Raw genomic sequence first — 23698 nt, forward strand, 5'->3', positions numbered from 1 at the left:
CATTTGGATTACCGATGACCGATTTGAGCGATCTGCTCGTGCCGGAGGCGGTGCTCGCCGGCGTGACTGCTGCCAACAAGAAGACGCTGTTCCAGCAATTGGGCGCGGCGGCGGCGCAGGCTTATCATCTCGACGCCAAGCTCGTCGCCGAGCGGCTGGCCGAGCGCGAGAAGCTGGGATCGACCGGCTTCGGCGGCGGAATCGCGATTCCGCACGCCAGGATCGAGGGGCTGGCCCATGTCGTCGCGGTCTTCGCGCGCCTGGAGCAGCCGGTCGATTTCGCCGCGGTGGACGATCTGCCGGTCGATCTGGTGTTCATGCTGCTTTCGCCCGTCGGCGCGGGTGCCGACCATCTGAAGGCGCTCGCCAGCGTCTCGCGTCGGCTGCGCGACCGCAATTTCGCGGCCAAGCTGCGCGGGGCGGGCTCGCCCGACGCCTTGTTCGCGCTCCTCGCCGGCGTCGAAGCGCGTGACGCCGCCTGAGCCTGCGCCAGGCGGCGAGCCGACCGGCGCCGAAGCGCATTTCCGCGCGCTCGAATCGCTCTATGCGGCCGCGCCGATCAACCGGCTGTTCGAATCGGTGCTGGAAATACCCGAGCCCGGCATCGCGCGGATCCGCTTCATGATCGACGAGCGCTTCTTCCACGCCGGCGGCGCGGCGCATGGCACCAGCTATTTCAAGATGCTCGACGATGCCGCCTTCTATGCGGCGAACAGCCTGGTCACCGATCGCTTCCTGCTGACGACGGCGTTCAACCTGCTGCTCACCAAGCCGCTCGGCCCTGGCCCGGTGGTCGCCGAGGGCCGTTGGGTGAGCGGCCAACGCCGGGTGTTCGTCGCGGAATCGCGGCTGATCGACGCGAACGGCGAGGAAGCGGCGCGCGGCACGGGCACCTTCATGCGTTCGCGTATCCCGCTCGCCAGCCTGCCCGGCTATCGGGCCGGGTGATGGCGGCGCGGCTCACCAGCGCCATGCTCGTCAGCGCGCTGGTCCGCCGGGTGAACCAGCAGGGCGGATCGGCGATGGTCCTCGCCCGCGGCGACGAGACTGCGGGCGCGATCCTGTTGCTGACGCTTGAGCGCGGCGCCCATCCCCGCTTCCTGGAACGCGGCATCGGGCCGGACGGAATGCCCGCCTTGCTCCCCTCGGGGCCTGCCGAAATTGCGGACGAAACCGAGGTCACGGCCTATTGGCAACGCCGCCGATCGCGCGATTCGGACCTGTGGGTGGTCGAACTGGATATCGCAGAGGCGGAACGGTTCGCCGCTGAAACGATGGGGATCGGTTGACGCGCGCGCGCCTGGCGGGCACAGGCACTCCACTTTCCATAGCGTTGTGCCGCTCGGGGTCAGAGATCGAACGGTTACGCAGTCGGGGGGAAAGCCCGGAGGATCCCAAAGCAAAGGCGGGGATTCGCCGCGCACCAACCGCATAGTAATGAATCTCAATGAAGTTTCTGCCACGCGCCGCGACTTTCGCGGCTGTGACCTTCTGCGCTGGCGCACTTGCGAATGCAGCCACGCTCGATGCAACTCCGCTGACCCTGGCGCAGGATGTGCCGGTCAAGCAAATCAACGTCTCGCAGCCCCAGGATGTTCCCGCGCCCCAGTCGGCGGCGGCTTCCCAGCAGGGCGCAGTCGTTCAGCCCCTTCCCCAGGATCAGGTCGAGGAAGACGCCGATTATGCGTCCCTGTCCGATGCCGTCGCTTCGCAGGAAGCTGATTCCGATTCCGATTCCGACCGCGAGCTGACCTGCCTCGCCACCGGCATCTATTACGAAGCCAAGAGCGAGCCGCTCGCCGGCCAGCTCGCCGTGGCCGATGTCATCCTCAATCGCACCGCTTCGGGCCGTTTCCCCAAGTCGGTCTGCTCGGTAATCACCCAGCCGGGCCAGTTCTCGTTCGTGCGCGGCGGCAAGCTGCCGACCCCGCCGGCCAACGCGCAGTGGCGCCGGGCGATCGCGGTCGCCCAGGTTGCCAGGAAGGATCTGTGGGACAGCCCCGCCGGTGACGCGCTCTATTTCCATGCGCGCTATTCCAAGGCGAGCTGGGGCCGCGCCCGCGTCGCAACCGTCGGCAACCACGTCTTCTATCGCTGATGGGGTCGCAGGGGCGGCCCGGCGGGCTTCCCCTCGTTCGTGAAATGTTCTAGCGAGCGGGGATGCGCACAGAGCCATCCCCGCTCGCGGCCTTGCCGGCCGCTTCCCCTCTGTTGGCGGCCGATGTGGCGCGCGGCGTCACGCGCATGCTGTTGCGCCACGATTGCATGGCGATCCCCGAAGTGCCGCTCGAAGGGGGTCGCCGCGCCGACCTGATGGCGCTCGATTCGCGCGGCAACATCGTCATCGTCGAGATCAAGGTGTCGCGGGCCGATCTGCTTGGCGACGGCAAATGGACCGATTATCTCGCCCATTGCGATCGCTTCTTCTGGGCGGTTCCATCGGGTTTCGATCTCCGCCCGTTCGAGCAGCCTGGCTTCCTGCCCGAGCGCGCCGGGCTGATCGTCGCCGATCGCTACGACGCTGCCGTGGTGCGCGAGGCCGCGACGGTCCCGCTCGCCATCCCGACGCGCAAGAAATGCACGCTAGCCTTTGGCCGCCGTGCCGCGCGCCGGTTGATCCAACTCGTCGATCCCGAAGCCGAGCAACCGTTTTAGGTTGTTCGGCCCAAGTTCGTCATCCCGGCGATTCAGAGCTTCGGCCCGGCCACTGCCCGCACTTTCACCTTCGGCGCATCGGCCAGCAGCTTGGCGATCGCGGGATAGCGCGCTTCCTGCCGGGCATAGTCGCGCGCCGAGAGGCCGCCGCCGAAATCGGCCTTGTCGGGATCGGCGCCGGCGTCGAGCAGCGCGCGCACGATCTCGATGTCATGCACCTGCACCGCGCGGATCAGCGGCGTCGCACCGCCGGCATTGGCCAGGTTCACATTGGCCTTCTTGGCGAGCAGCGCGGTGACGCCCGGTTGCCAGCCGCGCTCGGCGGCGACCAGCAGGGGCGTATTGCCCTCGCGGTCCTGGATGTTGACGTTCACGTCGGGCTGATTGATGAGCACGGTCAGATAGGTGGCGTCGCTGCGCTTGATAACGATATGAAGCGCAGCCTCGCCGGTGTTGCGATCCTTGGTGTTGACGATGCGCAGCGTCTTGTCCTGGAGGAAATTATTGACCTTGGTGCCGTCGGCCTTGCGGACGGCTTCCAGGAACTCATAGCTGTCGGAAAAATGCTGCGCTGCGGCCGGCGTAGCGGCGAGGACGAGTGCGGCCGCTGCCGCAACGCGAAAGACACGAACCTTCATGATACGCGTAAAACCCTTGATGCCAGGAATTCTTGCAACCGAGTCCCTATCAGATCATGGCAGGCGGTGCCATGAATAGGATGTTTCCCGCCCTAGCGCTGCTCTTGTCAGCCTCCGCGCTTGCCGGCTGCGGCCAGTCCCAGCAGCCGCCGCTTGCCGGCGCGCGGATCGGTGGCCCCTTCGCGCTCACCGATCAGAACGGCAAGACGGTGCATGACACGGATTTCGCCGGCAAATATCGCATCGTCTATTTCGGCTACACCTATTGCCCCGATGTCTGCCCGACGGACATGCAGAAGATCGGCCAGGCGATGCGCATCCTCGACAAGGGCGATCCCGCCCTGTCGGACAAGATCGTGCCGATCTTCATCACCGTCGATCCCGAACGCGATACGCCGCCGGTGCTCAAGCAGTTCGTCGCCAATTTCCATCCGCGTGTGGTGGGCTTGACCGGCAGCCCCGATGCGATCGCCCGGGTCGCGAAGGATTATGCCGTCTATTTCAAGAAGCAGCCGGTCTCGGCCGGCGGCGGTTATCTGGTCGATCACCTCGCGGTCGCCTTCCTGATGGGGCCGAAAGGCGAGCCGATCGCCTCGCTGCCGATCGACAAGGACGGCGATGCGGTCGCCGCCGATCTCAGGCACTGGGTCCGGTGAGCGGGCGTTTCTGGGAAGATACGCCGCTCGACAAGCTCGACCGGGCGGAATGGGAAGCGCTGTGCGACGGCTGCGGCAAATGCTGCGTCCACAAGCTCGAGGACGAGGATACCGGCGAGGTCCACGCCACCAATGTCGCCTGTCGCCTGCTCGATCGGCGGATGGGCCGATGCAGCGACTACAAGCATCGCCACGCCTATGTCAGCGAATGCGTGCGGCTGAATTCGCGCAACGTCCATGAGATCGAATGGCTGCCCTCTACCTGCGCCTATCGCCTGCGCGCGGCGGGCGAGCCGCTGCCCGGATGGCATTATCTGGTGTGCGGCGATCCCGAGGCGGTCCATGCCGCCGGCCAGTCGACGCGCGGCTGGACGATCTCCGAGGACGATGCCGGCGATTTCGAGAACCATCTGGTGGATCGCGAGCTGTGAGCGACGTCGAGGTCGTCCGCCACGCCCGGGCGCGGCGGATGCGCCTCGCGGTCGATCCGCGCAGCGGCAAGGTGCGGCTCACGCTGCCGCCGCGCGCCTCGCTCCAGAAGGGGCTCGCCTGGGCGAACGAGCAGCATGCCTGGATCGCCACCCAGCGCGCCGCCTTGCCGCAGGGCACGCCGTTCGAGCCGGACACGCACTTCCCGTTCGCCGATCGCGAGATCGAGATCGTCTGGCCCGCCGGCAGCGCGCGGACGCCGCGTCTCGAGGGCGATCGCCTGCTCTGCGGCGGCCCGCGCGAGGGTCTGGAGCGCCGCGTCGAACATTGGCTGAAGCGCGAGGCGCTGCGGGTGCTGAGCGCGGAAACCGCCGAATATGCCGAACGCGCCGGCGTCACCGTCACCCGCGTCTCGATCGGCGATCCCACCGGCCGCTGGGGAAGCTGCGCCTCGTCCGGTGCGATCCGCTATAGCTGGCGGCTGATCCTCGCGCCCGCCTTCGTCCGCCGCGCCACGGTGGCGCACGAAGTCGCCCACCGCGTCCACATGAACCACGGCCCGGCCTTCCATCGGCTGGTGGAAACCCTGTTCGAAGCCGATCCCACCCCCGCGCGGGCCTGGCTGCGCCAGAGTGGTGCCGCGCTGCACTGGATCGGGCGCTACTCCTGAGGGAGGCGTCCGTCGTGCGGCGCGCGATCGGGCAGCGGCTGGACGGCGGGTGGCTGGCGTAGCGGCGCCCGGGTCGGAGTCGGCTGCGGCGCCGGTCCCTTGCCGGTCATCCGGTCGATCCAGCTCTGGTCGAGCTTGTCCTCGGGCGTCGGCGGGGCCTGGCCCTCCGGCTGGGGCTGTTGCTCGCTCCCGTCGGTCTGGGGCTGCTGGTCCTCGGGCAGCGGATTGCCGTCCTGGTCGACGAACATGCCGTTGTCGGGCGCGCCATAGGCGTCCTCCTCGGGCTCGAGCTGATATTCGGGCAGCGTCACCTGGGTATCGAACTGCTCGACCGGCCGGTTCGCCACCGCCTTGCCCATGAAGGCGGAGAAGGCGCGCGCCGGCGCGGTGCCGCCCTGCAGGCCGGGCACCACCCGGGCATCGTCGCGACCCATCCATACGCCGGTAGTGAGCCCGCTGGAAAAACCGACGAACCAGCCGTCCTTGTTCGACGTCGTCGTGCCGGTCTTGCCCGCCACCGGCCGGCCGATCTGCGCGGCGCGGCCCGTGCCCGTATTGACCGCGGTCTGGAGCAGGTCGGTCATCTGCGCGGCGACATAGGGGGCGACCAGCACATGGCTGGTATCCACCTCATGCTGGTAGATGACGTTGCCGTTCGCAGTGACGCGGGTGATGCCATAGGGCGTCACCGCCACGCCCTTGCTGGCGACCGAGGCGAAGGCCCGCGTCATGTCGATCAGCCGCACGTCGGACGTGCCGAGCACCATCGCCGGATGGGTATCGATCGGCGTGGTCAGCCCGAAGCGCTTGGCCATGTCGGCAACGGTGCCGAAGCCGACTTCCTGCCCCAGCTTCGCCGCGACCGTGTTGATCGAATAGGCGAAGGCGGTGCGCAGCGTGATCTCGCCGCTGTTGCGGCCCGAGCTGTTGCGCGGGCTCCAGCCGGCGATCGTGACCGGCTCGTCGACGATTGTGTCGTCGGGCTTGTGGCCGGCCTCCAGCGCCGCGAGATAGACGAACAGCTTGAACGCCGAACCCGGCTGGCGCGTCGCCTGGGTCGCGCGGTTGTAGATCGACGCGACATAGTCCTTGCCGCCCACCAGCGCGCGCACCGCGCCGTCGCGGTCTAGGCTCACCAGCGCGCCCTGGGCATTGCCCGGCGCGTTCTTGCGGATCGCATCGTCGGCGGCGCGCTGCATGCCCAGGTCCAGCGTCGTCCAGACTTCCAGCGGCGCCTCGGTCTCGTCGATCAGCACTTCGAGCTGGGGCAGCGCCCAGTCGGTGAAGTAGCGCACGCTGTTCTGCTTGGGCTCGGGCGCGAGCTGGACGGACTTGGGATCGGTCGCGTCAGCCTCGGCGCGGGAGATCTTGCCCGCGTCCACCATCACGTCGAGCACCACGCTGGCGCGGTTCACCGCGGCCTCGGCATCGGCGGTCGGCGAATAATGCGACGGCGCCTTCACCAGCCCGGCGATCACCGCCGCCTCGGCCAGCGTCAGGTTGGTCGCCGGATGGCCGAAGAATTTCCGGCTCGCCGCGTCGATGCCGTAGGCGCCGCCGCCGAAATAGACCTTGTTGAGATAGAGCTCCAGGATCTGGTGCTTGGAGAATTTCCGCTCCATCGCCAGCGCCAGGATGCCCTCGCGGAACTTGCGGCCCAGATTATATTTGTTCGACAGGAAGATCGTCCGCGCGACCTGCTGGGTGATGGTAGATCCGCCCTGGAGCCGCCGGCCCTCGTCGTGCAGCCGCTTCGCCACCCACAGCATGCGCGCGACGCCGATCGGATCGACGCCCCAATGCGATTCGAATCGGCGATCCTCCACGGCGACGATCGCGTCGCGCATCACCTTGGGGATCCGGTCATAGGAGATCCACTCGCCATAGCTCGGCCCGAGCGAGACGAGCACCGTCCCGTCCGCGGCGTGGACGCGGATCATCTGGCCGTTGGGCGAGGATTTCAGCTCGTCATAGCTCGGCAGCGACGATTTGGTCGAATAGACCGCGATGCCCAGGCCGATCAGCGCGACCAGCGCCAGCGTGCCGCCGGCGATGAAGGTCCACAGGAAGATGCGCTTCCACGCGGAGCCCCTGCGCCACCAGGATTTGCGGGAAGATTTGGATCTGGATGCCATCGAAGGGTGGTCGGATACTGCCTATCCGGCCAACTCACAAGGATTAGGAGTGGTCCGCCTCGTTGCCGCTAGCGCCGTCCGCGTTGCCGCCACGTGAACGAAACTCCAGGCTCAGCGAATTCATGCAGTAACGCAGCCCTGTCGGCGGCGGCCCATCGGGGAAGACATGGCCAAGATGCCCGTCGCAGCGCGCGCAGCGCGCCTCGATGCGGCGCATGCCATGGCTCACATCGGCATGCTCGACGACATGGTCCGCCGCGATCGGCTGGGTGAAGCTCGGCCAGCCCGAACCCGAATCATATTTGTCGACGCTGTCGAACAGTTCGAGCTGGCACGCGGCGCAGCGATAGATGCCGTCGGCCTTGTTGTTGTTGTAGCGGCCGGAAAAGGCGCGTTCGGTGCCGGCTTCGCGCAGCACATGGAATTGTTCTGGGCTCAGGCGCTTGCGCCACTCGGACTCGGGGAGATTCAGATGCTCCATGGCCCCGATGTGTGCTCGCCCGTGCCTTCCGTCAATCCGGATTGACGATGATCCGCTTCATGCCGCCGCGGACGGCAGGATTCCGATTGCGGGGCGCGCGGCCGCGATATAGCGGCGTCGGACCATGGCTATAAGAGCTGCGATTCTGCTGGGCCTCGCCCTTTCGCTCGCCGGCTGCGCGGTGCCCGAGGCGCGGCTGCGCGCCGGGCTGGTCCGCGCCGGCCTGCCCAAGCCGCTTTCCGCCTGCATGGCCGATCGGATGGTCGACCGGCTCTCGCTCAAGCAGCTCATGCGGATAGCCGATCTGCCCAAGGCGTCCAGGTCCGAGTCGATCGAGCAGTTCCTCCACCGCATCCGCGCGCTGGGCGACTCGGAAATCGTCGGCGTCACCACCAGCTCGGCCGCGCTCTGCGCCACCGGCCTCGCCCACTAGGCGGCGCTTGGCATGCGCTCTCCTCTATCCGTCACCCCGGCCGAAGTGCCGGGGTCCACTCCTCCTCCAGAGAGCCCCTTGAGCCTCTAGCCGCTCTCCCAGCATCCTGGTGGACCCCGGCACTTCGTCCGGGGTGACCAGGGAAGTCAGCACGTCAAACCCATTATTTATTGCAATTCAATCGCAATCGCATTTGCGCTGGAAAGGGTGGATTCCCCCGCCCCGCTGTGCTTAAGGCGAGCCCGTCCCATTCCCGATCTTCGAATTAGAGGCGGATCGCTCCCATGAACATTCACGAATACCAGGCCAAGGAACTCCTCGCCAAGTTCGGCGTCCCCGTGCCCGCCGGCTTCGCCGCGATGAGCGTCGAGGAGGCCGTCGAAGTCTCGAAGAAGCTGCCCGGGCCGCTTTATGTCGTGAAGGCGCAGATCCATGCCGGCGGCCGCGGCAAGGGCAAGTTCAAGGAGCTCCCGCCCGAGGCCAAGGGCGGCGTCCGCCTCGCCAAGACCGCCGAAGAGGTCCGCGCCGCCGCGGCCGACATGCTCGGCAATACGCTGGTGACCGTCCAGACCGGCGAGCACGGCAAGCAGGTCAACCGCCTCTACGTCACCGACGGCGTCGATATCGCCAAGGAATTCTACCTCGCCCTGCTCGTCAACCGCGCCTCGGGCCGGATCGGTATGGTCGTCTCGACCGAAGGCGGCATGGATATCGAGACCGTCGCGCACGACACGCCGGAAAAGATCCACACGATCGACATCGATCCCGCGACCGGCTTCATGCCGCATCACGGCCGCTCGGTCGCCGACGCGCTCGGCCTCAAGGGCGATCTCGCCAAGCAGGCGGCGAACACCGCTTCCAAGCTCTATGACGCCTTCCTCGGCACCGATGCTGCGCAGATCGAGATCAATCCGCTCGCCGTCACCGAGGACGGCAAGCTGATGGTGCTCGACGCCAAGGTCGGCTTCGATTCGAACGCGATGTTCCGCCACAAGGATCTGCTGGCGCTCCGCGACGAGACCGAGGAGGATCCGGCCGAGCTCGAAGCCTCGAAGTACGACCTGGCCTATATCAAGCTCGACGGCGATATCGGCTGCATGGTCAACGGCGCCGGCCTCGCCATGGCGACGATGGACATCATCAAGCTCAACGGCATGTTCCCGGCCAACTTCCTCGACGTCGGCGGCGGCGCCTCGAAGGAGAAGGTGACGGCGGCGTTCAAGATCATCCTCGCCGATCCGAACGTGAAGGGCATCTTGGTCAACATCTTCGGCGGCATCATGAAGTGCGACATCATCGCCGAGGGCATCGTCGCGGCCGCCAAGGAAGTGAACCTCCAGGTTCCGCTGGTCGTCCGCCTCGAAGGCACCAATGTCGCCGAGGGCAAGGCGATCCTCGCCAATTCGGGCCTCGCCATCGTTCCCGCGAACGACCTCGGCGACGCCGCCAGGAAGATCGTGGCCGAAGTGCAGAAGGCCGCCTGAACCTCTCCTCCCCAGGGACGGTTTGGAACGCAGGAGAGTGCAATGAAGGTGCTGGTGCCGGTCAAGCGGGTGCTTGACTATAACGTGAAGCCCCGCGTGAAGGTGGACGGGACGGGGGTCGATCTGGCCAACGTCAAGATGAGCATGAACCCGTTCGACGAGATCGCGATCGAGGAAGCGGTGCGCCTGAAGGAAAAGGGCGTCGCGACCGAGGTCGTGGTGGTGACGATCGGCGTGCCCAAGGCCGAGACCGACGTGCTGCTCACCGCCCGCGCGATGGGCGCGGACCGGGCGATCCTGATCGCGACCGAGGACGAGGTGGAGCCGCTTGCCGTGGCCAAGCTGCTCGCCAAGGTCGCCGAGGAGGAACAGCCCGGGCTCGTCATCCTGGGCAAGCAGGCGATCGACGACGACAGCAACCAGACCGGCCAGATGCTGGCGGCGCTGCTCGGCTGGCCGCAGGGCACCTTCGCCTCGAAGGTCGAAATCTCGGGTGATCGCGTCGCCGTCACCCGCGAAGTCGATGGCGGCCTGGAGACGGTGGACCTCAAGCTCCCCGCGATCGTGACCACCGATCTGCGCCTCAACGAACCGCGCTATGCGACGCTTCCCAACATCATGAAGGCCAAGACCAAGCCGGTCGCGAAGAAGACGATCGCGGACTATGGCATCGACGTCACCCCGCGCCTCAAGACGCTGAAGGTGGTCGAGCCGGCGAAGCGCACCGCCGGCGTCAAGGTCGGCTCGGTCGACGAGCTGGTGGAGAAGCTGAAGAGCCTGGGAGTCGCGAAATGAAGACGCTTGTCTGGGTCGAGCACGACAACAGCCACGTCAAGGACGCGACGCTCGCTGCGGTGACTGCCGCCGCCAAGCTGGGCGAAGTCCATCTCCTCGTGGCCGGCAGCGGTTGCGCGGCCGTGGCCGACGAAGCCGCGAAGATCGAGGGCGTCGGTAAGGTCCATCTCGCCGACGATGCGGCCTATGGCCATGCGCTGGCCGAGAATGTCGCGCCGCTGATCGCGAAGCTGATGGACAGCCATGACGCGGTGCTGTTCCCGGCCACCACCAACGGCAAGAACATCGCCCCGCGCGTCGCCGCTTTGCTCGACGTGATGCAGATCAGCGATATCCTCAGCGTCGAGGGTCCGGACATTTTCACCCGCCCGATCTACGCCGGCAATGCGATCGCGACCGTCCAGACCAGCGACAAGAAGCTGGTCATCACCGTGCGCGGCACTGCCTTCGCCAAGGCGGCGACCTCGGGCGGCTCGGGCACGGTCGAAGCGGTGTCGGGCGAAGGCGACAAGGGCATCTCCAGCTTCGTCGGTGCGGAGATCGCCAAGTCCGAGCGTCCCGAGCTGACCTCGGCCAAGGTGATCGTCTCGGGCGGCCGCGCGCTCCAGAACAGCGAGAACTTCCACAGCGTGATCGAGCCGCTCGCCGACAAGCTTGGCGCAGCGGTCGGCGCCTCGCGCGCGGCGGTGGACGCGGGCTATGTCCCGAACGACTATCAGGTCGGCCAGACCGGCAAGATCGTCGCCCCCGAAGTCTATATCGCGATCGGCATCTCCGGCGCGATCCAGCATCTGGCGGGCATGAAGGACTCCAAGACCATCATCGCCATCAACAAGGATGAGGACGCCCCCATCTTCCAGGTCGCCGACATCGGCCTGGTCGGCGACCTCTTCAAGATCGTCCCGGAGCTCACCGAAAAGCTCTGAGCGTGAATCTCACGTTCGAAGAACATGGGGCGGCCCGCCGGTACGGCGCGGCCGCCCCTTTTCTGGATGCGCTCCATGCCGTCGCGGCCGATCTCCCTGCGGATCGCGCCGGCATCCGCCTCCACGGAATCGCCGCCCTCGCCGATTTGCTTGGACCGCATGCCTTGGGCAGCGAGGCGGGGCGCCTGCTCGGCCCGAAGGCCCGGCCGGTGCGCGCCATCCTGTTCGACAAGACTCCCGCGACGAATTGGGGGCTCGGCTGGCATCAGGATCGCACCATCGCGGTTCGAAAGCGCGTGGATGTCCCCGGTTTCGGCCCCTGGTCGATCAAGTCGGGAATGATCCACGTGGAACCACCCTTCGCGGTGATCGAGCGCATGGTGACGATCCGCGTCCATCTCGACGCCGTCCCCGATGACAACGCGCCTTTGCTGATCGCGCCGGCCTCGCATCGCCTCGGCCGGATCGCCGAGGCCGATCTCGCATCGGTGGTCGAGAAATGCGGCGCCGCCACATGCCTTGCCGAGCCGGGCGACATCTGGGTCTATGCGACTCCGATCGTCCACGCCTCCGCCGCTTCGGACCGCGCCGGCCATCGGCGGGTGTTCCAGATCGACTATTCGGCGGACTCGCTTCCGGCGGGTCTCCTGTGGCTGGGCGTCTGACGATTCAGGCCGGCGCGCCACGATTGGCGAAGAAGCGCGCCGGGGAAACGCCGAAGGCGCGGCGGAACATCGCGATGAAATTGCTCGGACTGGCATAGCCCACCGCATCGGCGACATCGCTCACCGGCTGGCCCTGTGCCAGCCGCTCCATCGCCAGCGTCAGCCGCATCTGCTGGCGCCAATGGCTGAAATGCATGCTGGTCTCGGCATGGAAGACGCGCCGCGCCGTGCGCTCGGACAGCCCGGCCCAGCGCGCCAGTTCCTCCAGCGTATCCTGCCGGTCCGGGCACGCCACCAGCCGCTCGGCGATCCGCAGCGCGCGCGGATCGCGCGGCATCGGCAAGTGCAGCGGCTGGCGCGGCGCGGCACGGATCTCGTCGAGCATCACTTCGATCAGCCGCGCGCGATCCGGCGTCACATCGGCCGGATCGGCCCAGCCCGCGGCGCGCTCCACCAGCGCCCGCAGCAGCGTGCTCGTCCCCATCACGCAGGGTTCCGGGGGCAGGCAGGCGCAAAGATCGGGGCGCAGCAGCATGCCCCAGCCGCGCATCGTGCCGCTTATCACGATCCTGTGGTCGAGGTTCGGCGGCATCCAGCCGAGGCGATGGAGCGGGTAGAGCACGGCTTCGTGCCGCGCCTCGACGCGCAGCAGCCCATTCTCCACGCAGAAGAGCTGGCCGCGCACATGCGAGTGCCAATCGACTTCCATCTGGTGCAGATGCATGTCGCCCTCCGGTATTTCCTTGCCCCAGAAGGCGACGAGCGGCGGCCCGTCGGCCACGTCGAACTGCGCGAAGCTTTTGTCCATCGTGTGGCCGATCTTCATTATTATTTGTCCTAATACCGTTATCAGGTCAGTTTTCGTCCGTCCTATATCGGCCGCAGGGAGATTCGCAATGTGGCTCGATTCCGATCGTTTCCGGCTGCACGACGTTGCCGGCTTTCCGCTGGTCTGGACCGGCGCCCCCGTGCGCGACGCCGCGGATGCGCGGCAATGGCAGGCCGAGATGGATGCGCTGGTGGCGCAGGGCTCGCCTTTCGTGATCCTGCACCGCGTGGACGGCACCGAACCGCATGAGGCGCGCAAGGCGCGGGCGTCCTGGCTCAAGCACAACAAGCGCCCGCTTGCCCAACTCTGCCTCGCACTGGTGGCGATCGAAGCCGATCCGATCCGCCGCATGGCGCTGAAGGCGCGCGCGGCCATCGCCAACCAGAGCTATGGCGTGAAAGCCGCCGTCGCGGCGTCGCCCGAGGAAGGCGAGGATATCGCCTGGGAAATCCTCTTCTGCGCGCCGAGCAACAGCGGTGCGCTGGGCGCTTTTCCGGCGGAATAGATAATCGCGATTGACGATGCTGCGCCGCAGCACCAACTGCGGCATATGCATGCACCCCTTCGCCCCACCGCGCCCGTAGGTCTTGTCCATTTCGCGCTGGCGATGGGCGGGTTTGCGATCGGGACCACCGAATTCGCGACGATGAGCCTGGTGCCCTATTTCTCGGCCGGGCTGCATATCGACGAGCCGACCGCCGGTCATGCCATCAGCGCCTATGCGCTCGGCGTCGTGGTCGGCGCGCCGCTGCTCGCGGTGGCGTCGGCGAAGCTGCCGCGCCGCACCCTCCTCATCCTGCTGATGACGGCGTTCGCGCTGTTCAACGGCCTCAGCGCGCTGGCGCCCAGCTATCACTGGATGCTGCTGTTCCGCTTCCTGAGCGGCCTGCCCCACGGCGCCTATTTCGGCATCGCCGCGCTGGTCGCGGCCTCGCTGGTCCCGGTGGACAGGCGCTCGCAGGCGGTCGGCCGCGTGCTGCTGGGCCTGACGATCGCCACGGTGATCGGCGTGCCGCTCGCCAATTGGCTCGGCCAGGCGGTCGGCTGGCGCTGGGGCTTCGCGGTGGTGGCGGTGCTCGCGCTGCTCACCGTCGCGCTGGTCGCCGCCTTCGCCCCGCACGATCGCCCCCAGGCCGGCGCCAGCCCGTTGCGCGAGCTGGGCGCGCTCGCCAACGGCCAGGTCTGGCTGACGCTCGGCATCAGCGCGATTGGTTTCGGCGGGCTGTTCTGCGTCTATACCTATGTCGCCTCGACTCTGCTCGAAGTGACCGGCACGCCCGCGACGACGATCCCGATCATCCTCGCCGTGTTCGGCGTGGGAATGACCGCGGGCAACCTCATCGTCCCGAGATTCGCGGATCGCGCGCTGATGCCCACGGGCGCGGTGCTGCTGCTCGGCAGCGCCGTCTCGCTCGCGCTCTATCCGTTCGCGGCGCCGCATTTCTGGTCGATCTGCCTCGACGTGTTCGCGATCGGCTTCACCGGCGCATTGGGCGCTGTGCTCCAGACCCGGCTGATGGACGTCGCGGGCGATGCCCAGGCGCTCGCCGCCGCGCTCAACCACTCTGCGTTCAACACCGCCAATGCGCTGGGCCCCTGGCTCGGCGGCATCGCGATCGCCGCGGGTTACGGCTGGACGTCCACCGGCTGGGTCGGTTCGCTGCTCGCGCTCGGCGGGCTCGCGCTCTGCGTCGTGGCGATGCTGAGCGACCGCCGCGGCGCGAAGCGTAGCACCAGATAGCCGGCCAGCGCAGACAGGATCGATCCGGCCAGCACGCCGATCTTCACTTCGTCGACCAGCTCGGGCCGCCCGGGAAAGGCCAGCCCACCGATGAACAGGCTCATCGTGAAGCCGATCCCCGCGAGCAGCGCCACGCCATAGATCTGCGTCCAGCCCGCTTTGCCCGGCCGCCGGGCGAACCCGGTCTTCACCGCGATCCAGATGCTCCCGAAGATGCCGATCTGCTTGCCCAGGAACAGCCCCAGCGCCACGCCGAGCGGCAGCGGCGCCAGCAGCACCCCGGGCGAGACTCCCGTCAGCGACACGCCGGCATTGGCGAACCCGAACAGCGGCACGATCAGATAGGCCGACCAGGGATGCAGCCCATGCTCCAGCCGATGCAGCGGCGAACGGTGCTCGTCCTCGCGGATCGGGATCGTCATCGCCGCCGCCACCCCCGCGATCGTCGCATGCACGCCGGAGAGGAACACCAGCACCCACAGCAGCACCGCGAGCAGCAGATAGGGCCACAGCCGCACCACCCCCAGCCGATTGAGCAGCAGCATCGCCGCCAGCACCACTGCCGCTCCGGCCAGCGCCGCCAGGCTGATATGCGCGGTATAGGCCAGCGCGATGATCGCCACCGCGCCCATGTCGTCGACGATCGCCACGGTGGTCAGGAACAGCTTGAGGCTCGCCGGTGCCCGGCTGCCGAGCAATGCAAGCACGCCGATCGCGAAGGCGATATCGGTCGCCGCCGGGATCGCCCAGCCCGCGCCCAGTCCGGGCGACCCTCGCGTCACCGCCAGATAGATCAGCGCCGGCACTATCATCCCCGCCGCCGCCGCGACGAAGGGCAGCCGCCGCCGCTCCCAGCTCGCAAGCTGCCCGTCGACCAGCTCGCGCTTGATCTCCAGCCCGACGAGCAGGAAGAACAGCGCCATCAGCCCGTCGTTGATCCACAGATGCACCGTCATCGGCCCATGGCCGAGCTCCGGCCCGGTCGCGAAATGCAGCGCGGCGAAATAGGCTTCGGACACGCCGGGCAGGTTCGCCGCCAGCATCGCCAGCGCCGCTGCGGCGATCAGCAGGATGCCGCCCGCCGCCTCGCTCTTCAGGAAATCGCGCAGCACCGATTCGGGCTTGTCACCTGCCTCCGCGCCACCGGCGCTCATGCCCGCGCCAAAGCCTCGGCGATCAGCTTCCGCGAGTTCTCGATCCCGTAGAGCGCGATGAAGCTGCCCATGCGCGGCCCCTGCTCCGATCCGAGCAGCGTCTCGTACAGCGCCTTGAACCAGTCGCGCAGGGTCTCGAACCCGCCGGTCTTGCCGATCTCATAGACGATGTTCTGGATAGCCTCGGCCGGGGTATCGGCGGGCAGCGTCGCCAGCTCGGCATCGAGCCGCTGCAACGCCTCGATCTCGACACCCGCCGGCGCCCGCTTCTTCAGCGTCGGCGCCACGAAATCGCGGGCATAGGCCAGCGCATAGCCGATCAACCGATCGAGCGCCGGATGCTTCTCGGGCGTCGCGTCGGGCAGATAGTTGGCGAGATAGCCCCACACCTGTTCCTTGGTCGCATTGCCCATCACGCCGACCAGGTTGAGCAGCAGCCCGAACGTGACCGGCAGCGCTTCCTCGGGCGGCGGCCCGTTATGGACATGGTGCACCGGATTGCCGAGCTTCTGCTCGATCGGCTGGCCCGAATAATTGGCGCGGAACTGCCAATATTCGTCGATCGCGCGCGGGATCACCCCCAGATGGAGCTGCTTGGCCTTTTTCGGCTCGCGATAGGCGTAGAAGGCGATGCTCTCCTCCGGCCCATAGGTCAGCCATTGCTCCAGGCTCAGCCCATTGCCTTTGGACTTGGAGATCTTCTCGCCCTTCTCGTCGAGGAACATCTCATAATTGAAGCCCTCGGGCGGCCGCCCGCCCAGCACCCGCACGATCTTGGACGACTGGACGACCGAATCGATCAGATCCTTGCCCGCCATCTCGTAGTCGACGTCGAGCGCCACCCAGCGCATCGCCCAGTCGACCTTCCATTGCAGCTTGGCATGGCCGCCGAGGATCGTCTGCTCGATCCGCTCGCCCGCATCGTCGAAGGCGATCAGCCCGGCATCGGCATCCACCACCTCGACCGGCACCTGGAGTACGATCCCCGACTTGGGGCTGATCGGCAGCACCGGCGAATAGGTCGCGCGGCGCTCGGCGCCGAGCGTTGGCAGCATGACGTCAAGGATCGCCTGGTAATTGCGCAGCACTGCCTTCAGCGTCGCGTCGAAGCGGCCATCGGCATAATAATCGGTGGACGAGGCGAACTCATACTCGAAGCCGAATTGATCGAGGAACTGCCGCAGCAGCGCATTGTTGTGCGCGGCGAAGCTTGCATGCGTGCCGAACGGATCGGGAATGCGGCTCAGCGGCTTGCCGAGATGCTCGCGCAGCATCTCCTTGTTCGGCACATTGTCGGGCACTTTCCGCAGCCCGTCCATGTCGTCGCTGAACGCGATCAGGCGGGTGGGCACGTCCGAAAGCGTCTCGAACGCGCGCCGCACCATCGTCGTGCGCAGCACTTCGTTGAACGTGCCGATATGCGGCAGGCCCGAGGGACCATAGCCGGTCTCGAACAGCACATGGCCTTTCGCGGGCGCGCCGTCCGGATAGCGCTTCAGCAGCTTGCGGGCCTCTTCAAAGGGCCAGGCCTTGGAGTCGAGCGCGGCGGCGCGCAGTTCGGGAGCGATGTCGGTCATGATCCCGCGCGTCTAGCGAAGAGTGGCGGAGGGGGCCAGCGTTGCGGGGAAATGTCTGCTTGTGGTGGATTGCAGCCATTCCGCTACGCGGCACATGGTTGCCCCGTTTCCGTTCATTTTACGGTCCGGTCTATCCGGTCTATAAGGCAGGGATGACCTGTTCGACCTCACCGCACTTTCGTGGCCTCCCGATCGCGCTTGCCCTTGTTGCGGGAGCTTCCTGCTGGTCGACCGCGTCCTTCGCGCAATCGACACCGGCGCCGACGACACAGCCCATGCTGTCCTCGACCGATACGCGTCGCCTGACGGACGAGCAGCGACGGGAGATTGTGGACAACAACACCGAGGAAAAGGCCGCTGCCGCCCGCGGCGAACTAGGGGAATCGAGGAGCCTCGAGCGGGGCATCCACGGTGAGATCGGCGCCATGATCGGATCGCACGGCACGCGCGGCATCTATGGCACGGCTGAAATTCCCCTTGGCGACAACGCAGGGGCCATAGTGTCGTTCGAAAGCAGCCGCTTCGGATATCGGCGTTAGCGTTTAATCCCGCCGTCCCGACCCACGACACCCAGGATCTGCTCAATGAGTACGGTTCGTGTACCGTCTCCAAGGTACTGCTTCTCGTGGCGCTGCAAACGCCAACGCAAGCAGGGTCAGTTGCCACATCACTCCAGCATAATGTCAGTCCAGTTGTCCGCAACTGGGTCGCTAGCCGCCGCGATCAGGCTCTTCCAATGTAGGATTTGATTTCGCATAGACTTGTCGATGCACGAGGCGACGCTTCCCGATCCATCGGAAGACGAGGATGACCTCCCCGCCTTCACCCCCGTCCCATTGGCGCGCAGCCGACACGATGGCTGGACGCCCGAGCGCCAGCGCGGCTTCATTGCCGCGCTTGCCGAAACCGGCCTTGTCGCAAGGGCGGCGCAGTCGGTCGGGATGGGTGCAAGGTCGGCTTATGTCCTGCGCCGCAGGCCGGGCGCGGAAAGCTTCGCCATCGCCTGGGATATGGTGGCGGACGAGGCGCGCGAGCGCGCGCTCGCTTATATGATGGAGCACGTCATCAATGGCGCGACACGGCCACGCTTCTATCGCGGCAAGTTCGTCGGCACGGTGCATGGTGTCGAGAACCGGATGGCGATGGCAGCGCTGCGGGTGATGGATGTGTTCCCGCCGGGCTCCCGCGGGCGGTGAACGGCAAAGTGCACGAATACAGCGCGAGTCCGCGCACTTTGCCGTCAACCGGGCTGGTCAACCGGAACGAAAAGTGTACGGAATCGCCCTGTGTCGATGATCCCGGCCCTCCCCTATCCCGCGCTGCACGCCAGCCACAGCGGCATCTGGATCGCCACCGCGGAGGGCGATAGCCGCGCGGTCAGCCGGGGCGAGGCGATCCGCATCGCGGCGGATACGCCCACCATCCTGCTCAACGCGCCGCTGATCGGCCAGCGGCTCGGCCATCCCGAGATTTCGGGGCTCGACCTGCTCGAACTGTTCGCCTTCCTCCACCCCGCCCGCTTCATGGTGCCGACGCCCAAGGGCCTCGCCCGCATCACCGGGCTCGACGTGCCCGCCAATGATTCGGATATCGCTGGCTTCCTCCGCGCCGCCGCCGAGAAGCTGCTGGCGGTGCCCGACGGCGCCTGGCCCGAGCGCGAGGGCGCCTGGAACGGGCTCCAGTCGCTGTTCCGTCTGCGCTGGCCTTGGGCGCCCGCGCTGTCGCAGCGGGTTGCCAAGCCCGGCCAGGCCGAGCGCTGGCTCTTCTCGAAGCTCCCCGAATGGGAGGAGCACGCCCCCCGCGCCGCCCCGCGCACCGTGACGCTCGACGATTCGGACGTCGCCCAACGCCTCGCCACGCTCACCGGCAGCGCCGCCGAGCGCCGCCAGGGCCAGCGCGACTATGCCGCCGCCGCGGCGCAGGCCTTCGCGCCCCGCGAAGTCCGCGATTCGCCCAATCTCGTGCTGGCCGAGGCGGGTACGGGCATCGGCAAGACGCTCGGCTATCTCGCCCCCGCCTCGCTCTGGGCCGAGCAGGCCGAGGGCACGGTGTGGGTCTCCACCTTCACCAAGGCGCTCCAGCGCCAGATGACGCACGAGAGCGAACGCCTCTTCCCCGACGCGGCGGTGCGCAAGCGCAAGATCGTCACGCGGAAAGGCCGCGAGAATTACGTCTGCCTGCTCAATCTGGAGGATGCGCTCCAGGGCGGGTTCGCCGGCCGCGCCGCGATCCTCGCGCAGCTCGTCGCCCGCTGGGCCGCCTATACTGCCGATGGCGACATGATCGGCGGCGACCTGCCCGGCTGGCTTCCCATCCTGTTCCGCCGCAACGGATCGACCGCGCTCACCGATCGCCGTGGCGAGTGCATCTATGCCGGCTGTCCGCATTACCGGAAATGCTTCATCGAGCGCGCCGCCCGCGCCAGCGCCGAGGCGGACATCGTCATCGCCAACCATGCCCTGGTGATGGTCAACGCCGCGCGCGGCCGCGAATCGGCCAATCGCCCCACCCGCTATGTGTTCGACGAAGGGCATCACCTGTTCGACGCGGCCGATGCGATGTTCTCGGCCGCGCTCACCGGGCAGGAGGCGATCGAGATCCGCCGCTGGATCACCGGCCCCGAAAAGGGCGCGCGCGGCCGTCGGCGCGGGCTGGCCGCGCGCCTGTCCGACGTCGCCAGCTATGACGAGGCGGGCGGCCTCGCGATCGCCGAGGCGGTCGATGCCGCGCAGAGGCTGCCGACCGACCAATGGCTCCAGCGGCTGGCGGAGGGCGAGCCTTTCGGACCCGTGGAATCGCTGCTCGCGGCGGTGCGGGGCCTCGTCTATGCCCGCGACGCCCATGGCGCGGCGGAAGCCGGCTACGGCCTGGAGACCGAGCTGGCCGAGCCCGATGCCGCGCTGGTCGAGGCCGCCGGCCCTGCCGGTGCCGCGCTCGATGCGCTGGTCCGCCCGCTCGTGACGCTCGGCCGCCGGCTGGAGGCGGTGCTCGCCGAATCGCCCGACTGGATGGACGGCCCTGCCCGCGCCCGGATCGAAGGCGCGATCGCCTCGCTCGGCTGGCGCACCGATACGGTCGGCGCCTGGCTCGCGCTGATCGCCCGGATCGGCGGTCCGGCCGATCCCGAATATGTCGATTGGCTCGCGGTCGATCGCGTCGAGGGCCGCGAGTACGACGTCGGCCTCCACCGCCACTGGCTCGATCCCTCGCGCCCCTTCGCCAAGACCGTGCTCGAGCCCGCGCACGGTGCCCTCATCACTTCGGCGACGCTGCGTGCCGGCGGCGACTGGGACGTGGCCGAAGCGCGCACCGGCGCCCGCCACCTGCTCCGCCCCGCCCAGCGTTTCGAGGCGCCGAGCCCCTTCGATTACGGCACCCAGGCCGAGGTGCTGATCGTCACCGATATCAAGCGCGGCGATCTGCCCGCGCTCGCCAATGCCTATGCCCGGCTGATCGTGGCGTCGGGGGGCGGCACGCTCGGCCTGTTCACGGCGATCCGGCGCCTGCGCGCCGTCCATGCCCGAATCGCCGATCGCCTGGCGCGCGAGGGGCTGCCGCTGCTCGCCCAGCATGTCGATCCGATCGACACCGGCACCCTGGTCGACATCTTCCGCGACGATCCCCGCACCTCGCTGATCGGCACAGATGCTTTGCGCGACGGAGTGGATGTCCCCGGCGATTCGCTCCGCCTCGTAGTGATGGAGGGCGTGCCCTGGCCCAAGCCCACCGTGCTCCACGCTGCGCGGCGGCTGGCGGGGGGCGGCACTGCCTATGACGATCGCATCGTCCGCGCCCGTCTGGCCCAGGCGTTCGGCCGGCTGATTCGCCGCGCCGACGATCGCGGCGCCTTCGTCCTGCTCTCCTCGGCCATGCCCTCGCGGCTGCTGTCGGCCTTTCCCGCCGGCACCCCGATCGCGCGGGTGACGCTCGACGAAGCCGTCGAGCGGGTACGTCTTTCCTTGGGGAGCGGGTTGCGGCATGAGGCGCCGGAGACCGCCCGAGCCCCTGGGGACGCATGAAGACGCTGACTCTGCTGCGCCACGCCAAGTCCGGCTGGGACGATCCCGTCGCGCGCGATTTCGATCGGCCGCTCAATCCCAAGGGCCAGCGCGCCGCCGCGATGATGGGGCGGCACATGCGCAGCCTGGGGCTCGTCTTCGATCACGTCGTCGCCTCGCCCGCCGTCCGGGTGATCGAGACGCTGCGCCATGTCGGCGAAGGCTATGGCAGTGATCTGGCGCCCGCCTGGGAGCCGCGCGCCTATCTCGCCTCGGCCACGACGTTGCTCGATATCGTCCGCGAGCTCCCCGACGAGGCGGAGCGCGTGCTTCTTTCCGGGCACAATCCCGGGCTGGAGGAGCTGGTGCTGCTGCTGAGCGCCGACGATGCCGATCCGCTGCGCGACCAGGTCGAGATCAAGTTCCCCACTGCCAGCCTGGCCGAACTGCGCTTCGGCGTGCGCCGCTGGGAAGACGTGGCTCCCGGCGAAGGCGTGCTGGCCCGCTTCGTCCGCCCCCGCGACCTCGATCCCAGCCTGGGGCCGGCCGCCCGCTAGGCGGTTGCGCCGGGCTTGCAATGTAGGATTTGAGGGCCGAGCGAGGGACCGGCTCTTTCTCATCGTCGGTGTTCGGAAAAGCACGCGCTCGCCGCGTGGAAAACACATCGAGTCGAGTCAACTTGGTCAACCGGCGACTATCTACGCCTTGTCGTCCTCCAGCGCCTTGGCAAGCGAATCGCGGATGTCCTTCAGCCCCTTCGCTCCCTTGGGAGACCGGGTGGCCTTCTCCTCCGCCAGCAGCTTCTGCACGCCGCGGATCGTATAGCCTTCGTCGCTCAGCAGATGGTGGATGCGGCGGACCAGCGCGACGTCGTCGGGCCGGTAATAGCGGCGGTTGCCGGCGCGGGTCAGCGGCCGGAGCTGGGGAAAGCGCGTCTCCCAATAGCGCAGGATATGCTGGGGGCGGCCGATCTCGTCGGCCAGCTCGCCAATCGTGCGCAAGGCGCCAGCGGCCTTTTCGGTCGCCGGCATAGGTCTATCAGCTACCAGCCACGATGCGGTCGCGCATCATCTGGCTGGCCCGGAAGGTGAGGACGCGGCGCGGCGCGATCGGTACTTCGACGCCGGTCTTGGGATTACGGCCCACGCGCTCGCCCTTGTCGCGCAGGATGAAGCTGCCGAAGCCCGAGATCTTGACGTTCTCGCCCTTCGCCAATGCTTCGCACATGTGCTGGAGTATCTGTTCGACCAGGCGCGAAGCATCGGCGCGCGAAAGACCGACTTCGCGATGCAGCGATTCAGCGAGATCGGCCCTGGTCAGCGTGCCCACAGCAGTCATCTTGGCAAGTCCCCAATTGATCTATGTTGATCAAGCTCTAGCCAGATTGTGTTTATCTAGCAAATCGCTGGGGCACATGTCTAGCAACAATCAGACACGGCACGGAAACATTCAAAATCGGACGACTGCGGCGCCCCAAGTAAAGCCGCCGCCCATGGCTTCCAGCACTATCAGATCGCCCCGCTTGATACGTCCGTCGCGCACCGCGGCGTCTAGCGCGAGCGGCACCGAGGCGGCCGAAGTATTGGCGTGGCGATCGACCGTGACGATCACCTTTTCCGGCGCCAGGTTGAGCTTGCGCGCGGTCGCGTCGAGGATGCGGGCATTGGCCTGGTGCGGCACCAGCCAGTCGATATCGGCGGAGGTGAACCCGGCGGCACCCAGCGTTTCCTCCATCACTGCGGCGAGATTGACCACGGCGTGGCGAAACACCTCGCGGCCCTTCATGCGCAGCTTGCCCACCGTGCCGGTGGTCGAGGGGCCGCCATCGACATAGAGCAGGTCGTTATAGCGACCGTCGGCATGGAGCTTGGTCGCCAGGATGCCGCGCCCGCCCTCGGCCACGTCCTGGCCCTCGAGCACGATCGCGCCTGCGCCGTCGCCGAACAGCACGCAGGTCGCGCGGTCCTCCCAGTCGAGGATGCGGCTGAAGGTCTCCGCTCCGATCACCAGTGCGCGCTTCGCCGCGCCGGAGCGGATCATCGAATCGGCGACCTGGAGCGCATAGAGGAAGCCCGAGCAGACCGCCGCCACGTCGAACGCGACGCAATCGTCGATGCCCAGCGCCGCCTGCACGCGCGTCGCGGTGGCGGGAAAGGTCTGGTCGGGGGTGGCGGTCGCCAGCACGATCAGGTCGATGCTCGCCGCCTCCACGCCCGCGGCCTCCAGCGCAGCCTTGCAGGCCTGGGTCGCCAGCGTGCCGGTCGTCTCGTTGGGGCCGGCGATATGGCGGAAGCGGATGCCGGTGCGCTCGACGATCCACTCGTCGGTCGTATCGACCTGCTCGGCCAGCTCCGCATTCGACACGCGCCGCGGCGGCAGTGCCGATCCGGTGCCGAGGATCACCGAACGCACGGTCATTTCACGCCTTCCAC

28 protein-coding genes are annotated in these 23698 nt (G+C 67.5%); 19 read left to right on the forward strand and 9 right to left on the reverse strand.

Annotated elements, in window-relative coordinates:
- Nucleotides 1-14 precede the first annotated feature (14 nt).
- The 5 genes from HB724_RS03780 (at nucleotide 15) to HB724_RS03800 (ending at nucleotide 2655) form a co-directional block, all read left to right on the forward strand.
- On the forward strand, nucleotides 15-482 hold the full coding sequence (locus HB724_RS03780) for a PTS sugar transporter subunit IIA (RefSeq protein WP_213979571.1): 468 nt from the start codon (nucleotides 15-17) through the stop codon (nucleotides 480-482).
- Entirely contained in the window at nucleotides 469-948 is a 480-nt protein-coding gene (locus HB724_RS03785; protein ID WP_213979572.1) for a PaaI family thioesterase, read from the forward strand. The genes HB724_RS03780 and HB724_RS03785 overlap by 14 nt, the downstream gene beginning before the upstream one ends.
- Nucleotides 948-1289, forward strand: a complete 342-nt coding sequence (locus HB724_RS03790; RefSeq protein ID WP_213979573.1) for a DUF1491 family protein — start codon at nucleotides 948-950, stop codon at nucleotides 1287-1289. Before HB724_RS03785 ends, HB724_RS03790 begins: the two co-directional genes overlap by 1 nt.
- Before the next feature lie 158 nt (nucleotides 1290-1447).
- Complete coding sequence (locus HB724_RS03795) at nucleotides 1448-2098, forward strand: cell wall hydrolase (RefSeq protein WP_213979574.1); 651 nt, start codon at nucleotides 1448-1450, stop codon at nucleotides 2096-2098.
- A 62-nt stretch (nucleotides 2099-2160) separates the two neighbouring features.
- A complete protein-coding gene (locus tag HB724_RS03800; protein ID WP_213979575.1) occupies nucleotides 2161-2655 on the forward strand; it encodes an MmcB family DNA repair protein in 495 nt (164 codons plus the stop codon).
- 32 nt (nucleotides 2656-2687) lie between these two features.
- On the opposite strand, the gene HB724_RS03805 is transcribed toward HB724_RS03800, so the two are convergent.
- Complete coding sequence (locus HB724_RS03805) at nucleotides 2688-3293, reverse strand: ankyrin repeat domain-containing protein (protein ID WP_213979576.1); 606 nt, start codon at nucleotides 3291-3293, stop codon at nucleotides 2688-2690.
- 71 nt (nucleotides 3294-3364) lie between these two features.
- Between HB724_RS03805 and HB724_RS03810 the strand changes: the two genes are divergently transcribed.
- Genes HB724_RS03810 through HB724_RS03820 form a run of 3 tightly spaced genes read left to right on the forward strand, consistent with a single transcriptional unit; the run spans nucleotide 3365 to nucleotide 5048 of the window.
- Entirely contained in the window at nucleotides 3365-3949 is a 585-nt protein-coding gene (locus tag HB724_RS03810) for an SCO family protein (RefSeq protein WP_213979577.1), read from the forward strand.
- Entirely contained in the window at nucleotides 3937-4380 is a 444-nt protein-coding gene (locus tag HB724_RS03815; RefSeq protein WP_213979645.1) for a YcgN family cysteine cluster protein, read from the forward strand. The genes HB724_RS03810 and HB724_RS03815 overlap by 13 nt, the downstream gene beginning before the upstream one ends.
- Nucleotides 4381-4418: 38 nt before the next feature.
- Nucleotides 4419-5048 carry a SprT family zinc-dependent metalloprotease gene (locus tag HB724_RS03820; RefSeq protein WP_213979646.1) on the forward strand — a complete coding sequence of 210 codons (630 nt, stop codon included), beginning with the start codon at nucleotides 4419-4421 and terminating at the stop codon, nucleotides 5046-5048.
- On the opposite strand, the gene HB724_RS03825 is transcribed toward HB724_RS03820, so the two are convergent.
- Both HB724_RS03825 and msrB read right to left on the reverse strand, forming a co-directional pair.
- Nucleotides 5039-7183 (reverse strand): PBP1A family penicillin-binding protein, encoded by a 2145-nt coding sequence (locus HB724_RS03825; protein WP_213979578.1) that lies wholly within the window; start codon nucleotides 7181-7183, stop codon nucleotides 5039-5041. The genes HB724_RS03820 and HB724_RS03825 overlap by 10 nt on opposite strands.
- Nucleotides 7184-7226: 43 nt before the next feature.
- The gene (gene msrB, locus HB724_RS03830; protein ID WP_213979579.1) at nucleotides 7227-7664 is read right to left on the reverse strand and encodes a peptide-methionine (R)-S-oxide reductase MsrB; all 438 of its coding nucleotides are present in this window, start codon (nucleotides 7662-7664) and stop codon (nucleotides 7227-7229) included.
- Between the two features lie 124 nt (nucleotides 7665-7788).
- Here msrB and HB724_RS03835 point away from each other — a divergent pair, with 124 nt between their 5' ends.
- From HB724_RS03835 to HB724_RS03855, 5 genes are all read left to right on the forward strand, one after another.
- Nucleotides 7789-8097, forward strand: a complete 309-nt coding sequence (locus tag HB724_RS03835; RefSeq protein ID WP_213979580.1) for a hypothetical protein — start codon at nucleotides 7789-7791, stop codon at nucleotides 8095-8097.
- 284 nt (nucleotides 8098-8381) lie between these two features.
- A complete protein-coding gene (gene sucC, locus HB724_RS03840) occupies nucleotides 8382-9581 on the forward strand; it encodes an ADP-forming succinate--CoA ligase subunit beta (protein ID WP_213979581.1) in 1200 nt (399 codons plus the stop codon).
- A gap of 42 nt (nucleotides 9582-9623) precedes the next feature.
- Nucleotides 9624-10376: an electron transfer flavoprotein subunit beta/FixA family protein gene (locus HB724_RS03845; protein ID WP_213979582.1), complete on the forward strand. Its 753-nt coding sequence runs from the start codon at nucleotides 9624-9626 to the stop codon at nucleotides 10374-10376.
- The gene (locus HB724_RS03850; protein WP_213979583.1) at nucleotides 10373-11302 is read left to right on the forward strand and encodes an electron transfer flavoprotein subunit alpha/FixB family protein; all 930 of its coding nucleotides are present in this window, start codon (nucleotides 10373-10375) and stop codon (nucleotides 11300-11302) included. The genes HB724_RS03845 and HB724_RS03850 overlap by 4 nt, the downstream gene beginning before the upstream one ends.
- A gap of 2 nt (nucleotides 11303-11304) precedes the next feature.
- Nucleotides 11305-11967, forward strand: coding sequence for a phytanoyl-CoA dioxygenase family protein (locus HB724_RS03855; RefSeq protein ID WP_213979584.1), 663 nt, complete (start codon nucleotides 11305-11307; stop codon nucleotides 11965-11967).
- Nucleotides 11968-11971: 4 nt separating this feature from the next.
- Here the strand turns inward: HB724_RS03855 and HB724_RS03860 are convergent, their stop codons facing one another.
- Nucleotides 11972-12793 carry a helix-turn-helix transcriptional regulator gene (locus HB724_RS03860; RefSeq protein WP_213979585.1) on the reverse strand — a complete coding sequence of 274 codons (822 nt, stop codon included), beginning with the start codon at nucleotides 12791-12793 and terminating at the stop codon, nucleotides 11972-11974.
- 70 nt (nucleotides 12794-12863) lie between these two features.
- Here HB724_RS03860 and HB724_RS03865 point away from each other — a divergent pair, with 70 nt between their 5' ends.
- Nucleotides 12864-13301, forward strand: coding sequence for a hypothetical protein (locus tag HB724_RS03865; RefSeq protein ID WP_213979586.1), 438 nt, complete (start codon nucleotides 12864-12866; stop codon nucleotides 13299-13301).
- Nucleotides 13302-13346: 45 nt separating this feature from the next.
- On the forward strand, nucleotides 13347-14537 hold the full coding sequence (locus tag HB724_RS03870; protein ID WP_213979587.1) for an MFS transporter: 1191 nt from the start codon (nucleotides 13347-13349) through the stop codon (nucleotides 14535-14537).
- On the opposite strand, the gene nhaA is transcribed toward HB724_RS03870, so the two are convergent.
- The gene (gene nhaA / locus HB724_RS03875; RefSeq protein WP_213979588.1) at nucleotides 14423-15691 is read right to left on the reverse strand and encodes a Na+/H+ antiporter NhaA; all 1269 of its coding nucleotides are present in this window, start codon (nucleotides 15689-15691) and stop codon (nucleotides 14423-14425) included. The genes HB724_RS03870 and nhaA overlap by 115 nt on opposite strands.
- Nucleotides 15688-17268, reverse strand: coding sequence for a lysine--tRNA ligase (locus HB724_RS03880; protein ID WP_213979589.1), 1581 nt, complete (start codon nucleotides 17266-17268; stop codon nucleotides 15688-15690). Before HB724_RS03880 ends, nhaA begins: the two co-directional genes overlap by 4 nt.
- 152 nt (nucleotides 17269-17420) lie before the next feature.
- On the opposite strand from HB724_RS03880, the gene HB724_RS03885 reads away from it, so the two are divergent.
- The 4 genes from HB724_RS03885 (at nucleotide 17421) to HB724_RS03900 (ending at nucleotide 21823) form a co-directional block, all read left to right on the forward strand.
- Nucleotides 17421-17807 (forward strand): hypothetical protein, encoded by a 387-nt coding sequence (locus HB724_RS03885; RefSeq protein ID WP_213979590.1) that lies wholly within the window; start codon nucleotides 17421-17423, stop codon nucleotides 17805-17807.
- Between the two features lie 228 nt (nucleotides 17808-18035).
- Nucleotides 18036-18464 (forward strand): hypothetical protein, encoded by a 429-nt coding sequence (locus tag HB724_RS20380; protein WP_256731304.1) that lies wholly within the window; start codon nucleotides 18036-18038, stop codon nucleotides 18462-18464.
- Between the two features lie 96 nt (nucleotides 18465-18560).
- Nucleotides 18561-21287 carry an ATP-dependent DNA helicase gene (locus tag HB724_RS03895; RefSeq protein ID WP_213979591.1) on the forward strand — a complete coding sequence of 909 codons (2727 nt, stop codon included), beginning with the start codon at nucleotides 18561-18563 and terminating at the stop codon, nucleotides 21285-21287.
- Entirely contained in the window at nucleotides 21284-21823 is a 540-nt protein-coding gene (locus tag HB724_RS03900; RefSeq protein ID WP_213979592.1) for a histidine phosphatase family protein, read from the forward strand. The genes HB724_RS03895 and HB724_RS03900 overlap by 4 nt, the downstream gene beginning before the upstream one ends.
- A gap of 141 nt (nucleotides 21824-21964) precedes the next feature.
- Here HB724_RS03900 and HB724_RS03905 read toward each other — a convergent pair whose 3' ends face one another.
- The 3 genes from HB724_RS03905 to HB724_RS03915 form a co-directional block, all read right to left on the reverse strand.
- On the reverse strand, nucleotides 21965-22297 hold the full coding sequence (locus HB724_RS03905; protein WP_213979593.1) for a MerR family transcriptional regulator: 333 nt from the start codon (nucleotides 22295-22297) through the stop codon (nucleotides 21965-21967).
- Nucleotides 22298-22304: 7 nt separating this feature from the next.
- Nucleotides 22305-22604, reverse strand: coding sequence for an integration host factor subunit alpha (locus HB724_RS03910; protein WP_213979594.1), 300 nt, complete (start codon nucleotides 22602-22604; stop codon nucleotides 22305-22307).
- A gap of 111 nt (nucleotides 22605-22715) precedes the next feature.
- On the reverse strand, nucleotides 22716-23684 hold the full coding sequence (locus tag HB724_RS03915; protein ID WP_213979595.1) for a beta-ketoacyl-ACP synthase III: 969 nt from the start codon (nucleotides 23682-23684) through the stop codon (nucleotides 22716-22718).
- Between the last annotated feature and the right edge of the window lie 14 nt (nucleotides 23685-23698).

Origin of the sequence: Sphingomonas sp. dw_22 (genome assembly GCF_018449795.1) — a bacterium.
GTDB lineage: Bacteria > Pseudomonadota > Alphaproteobacteria > Sphingomonadales > Sphingomonadaceae > Sphingomonas.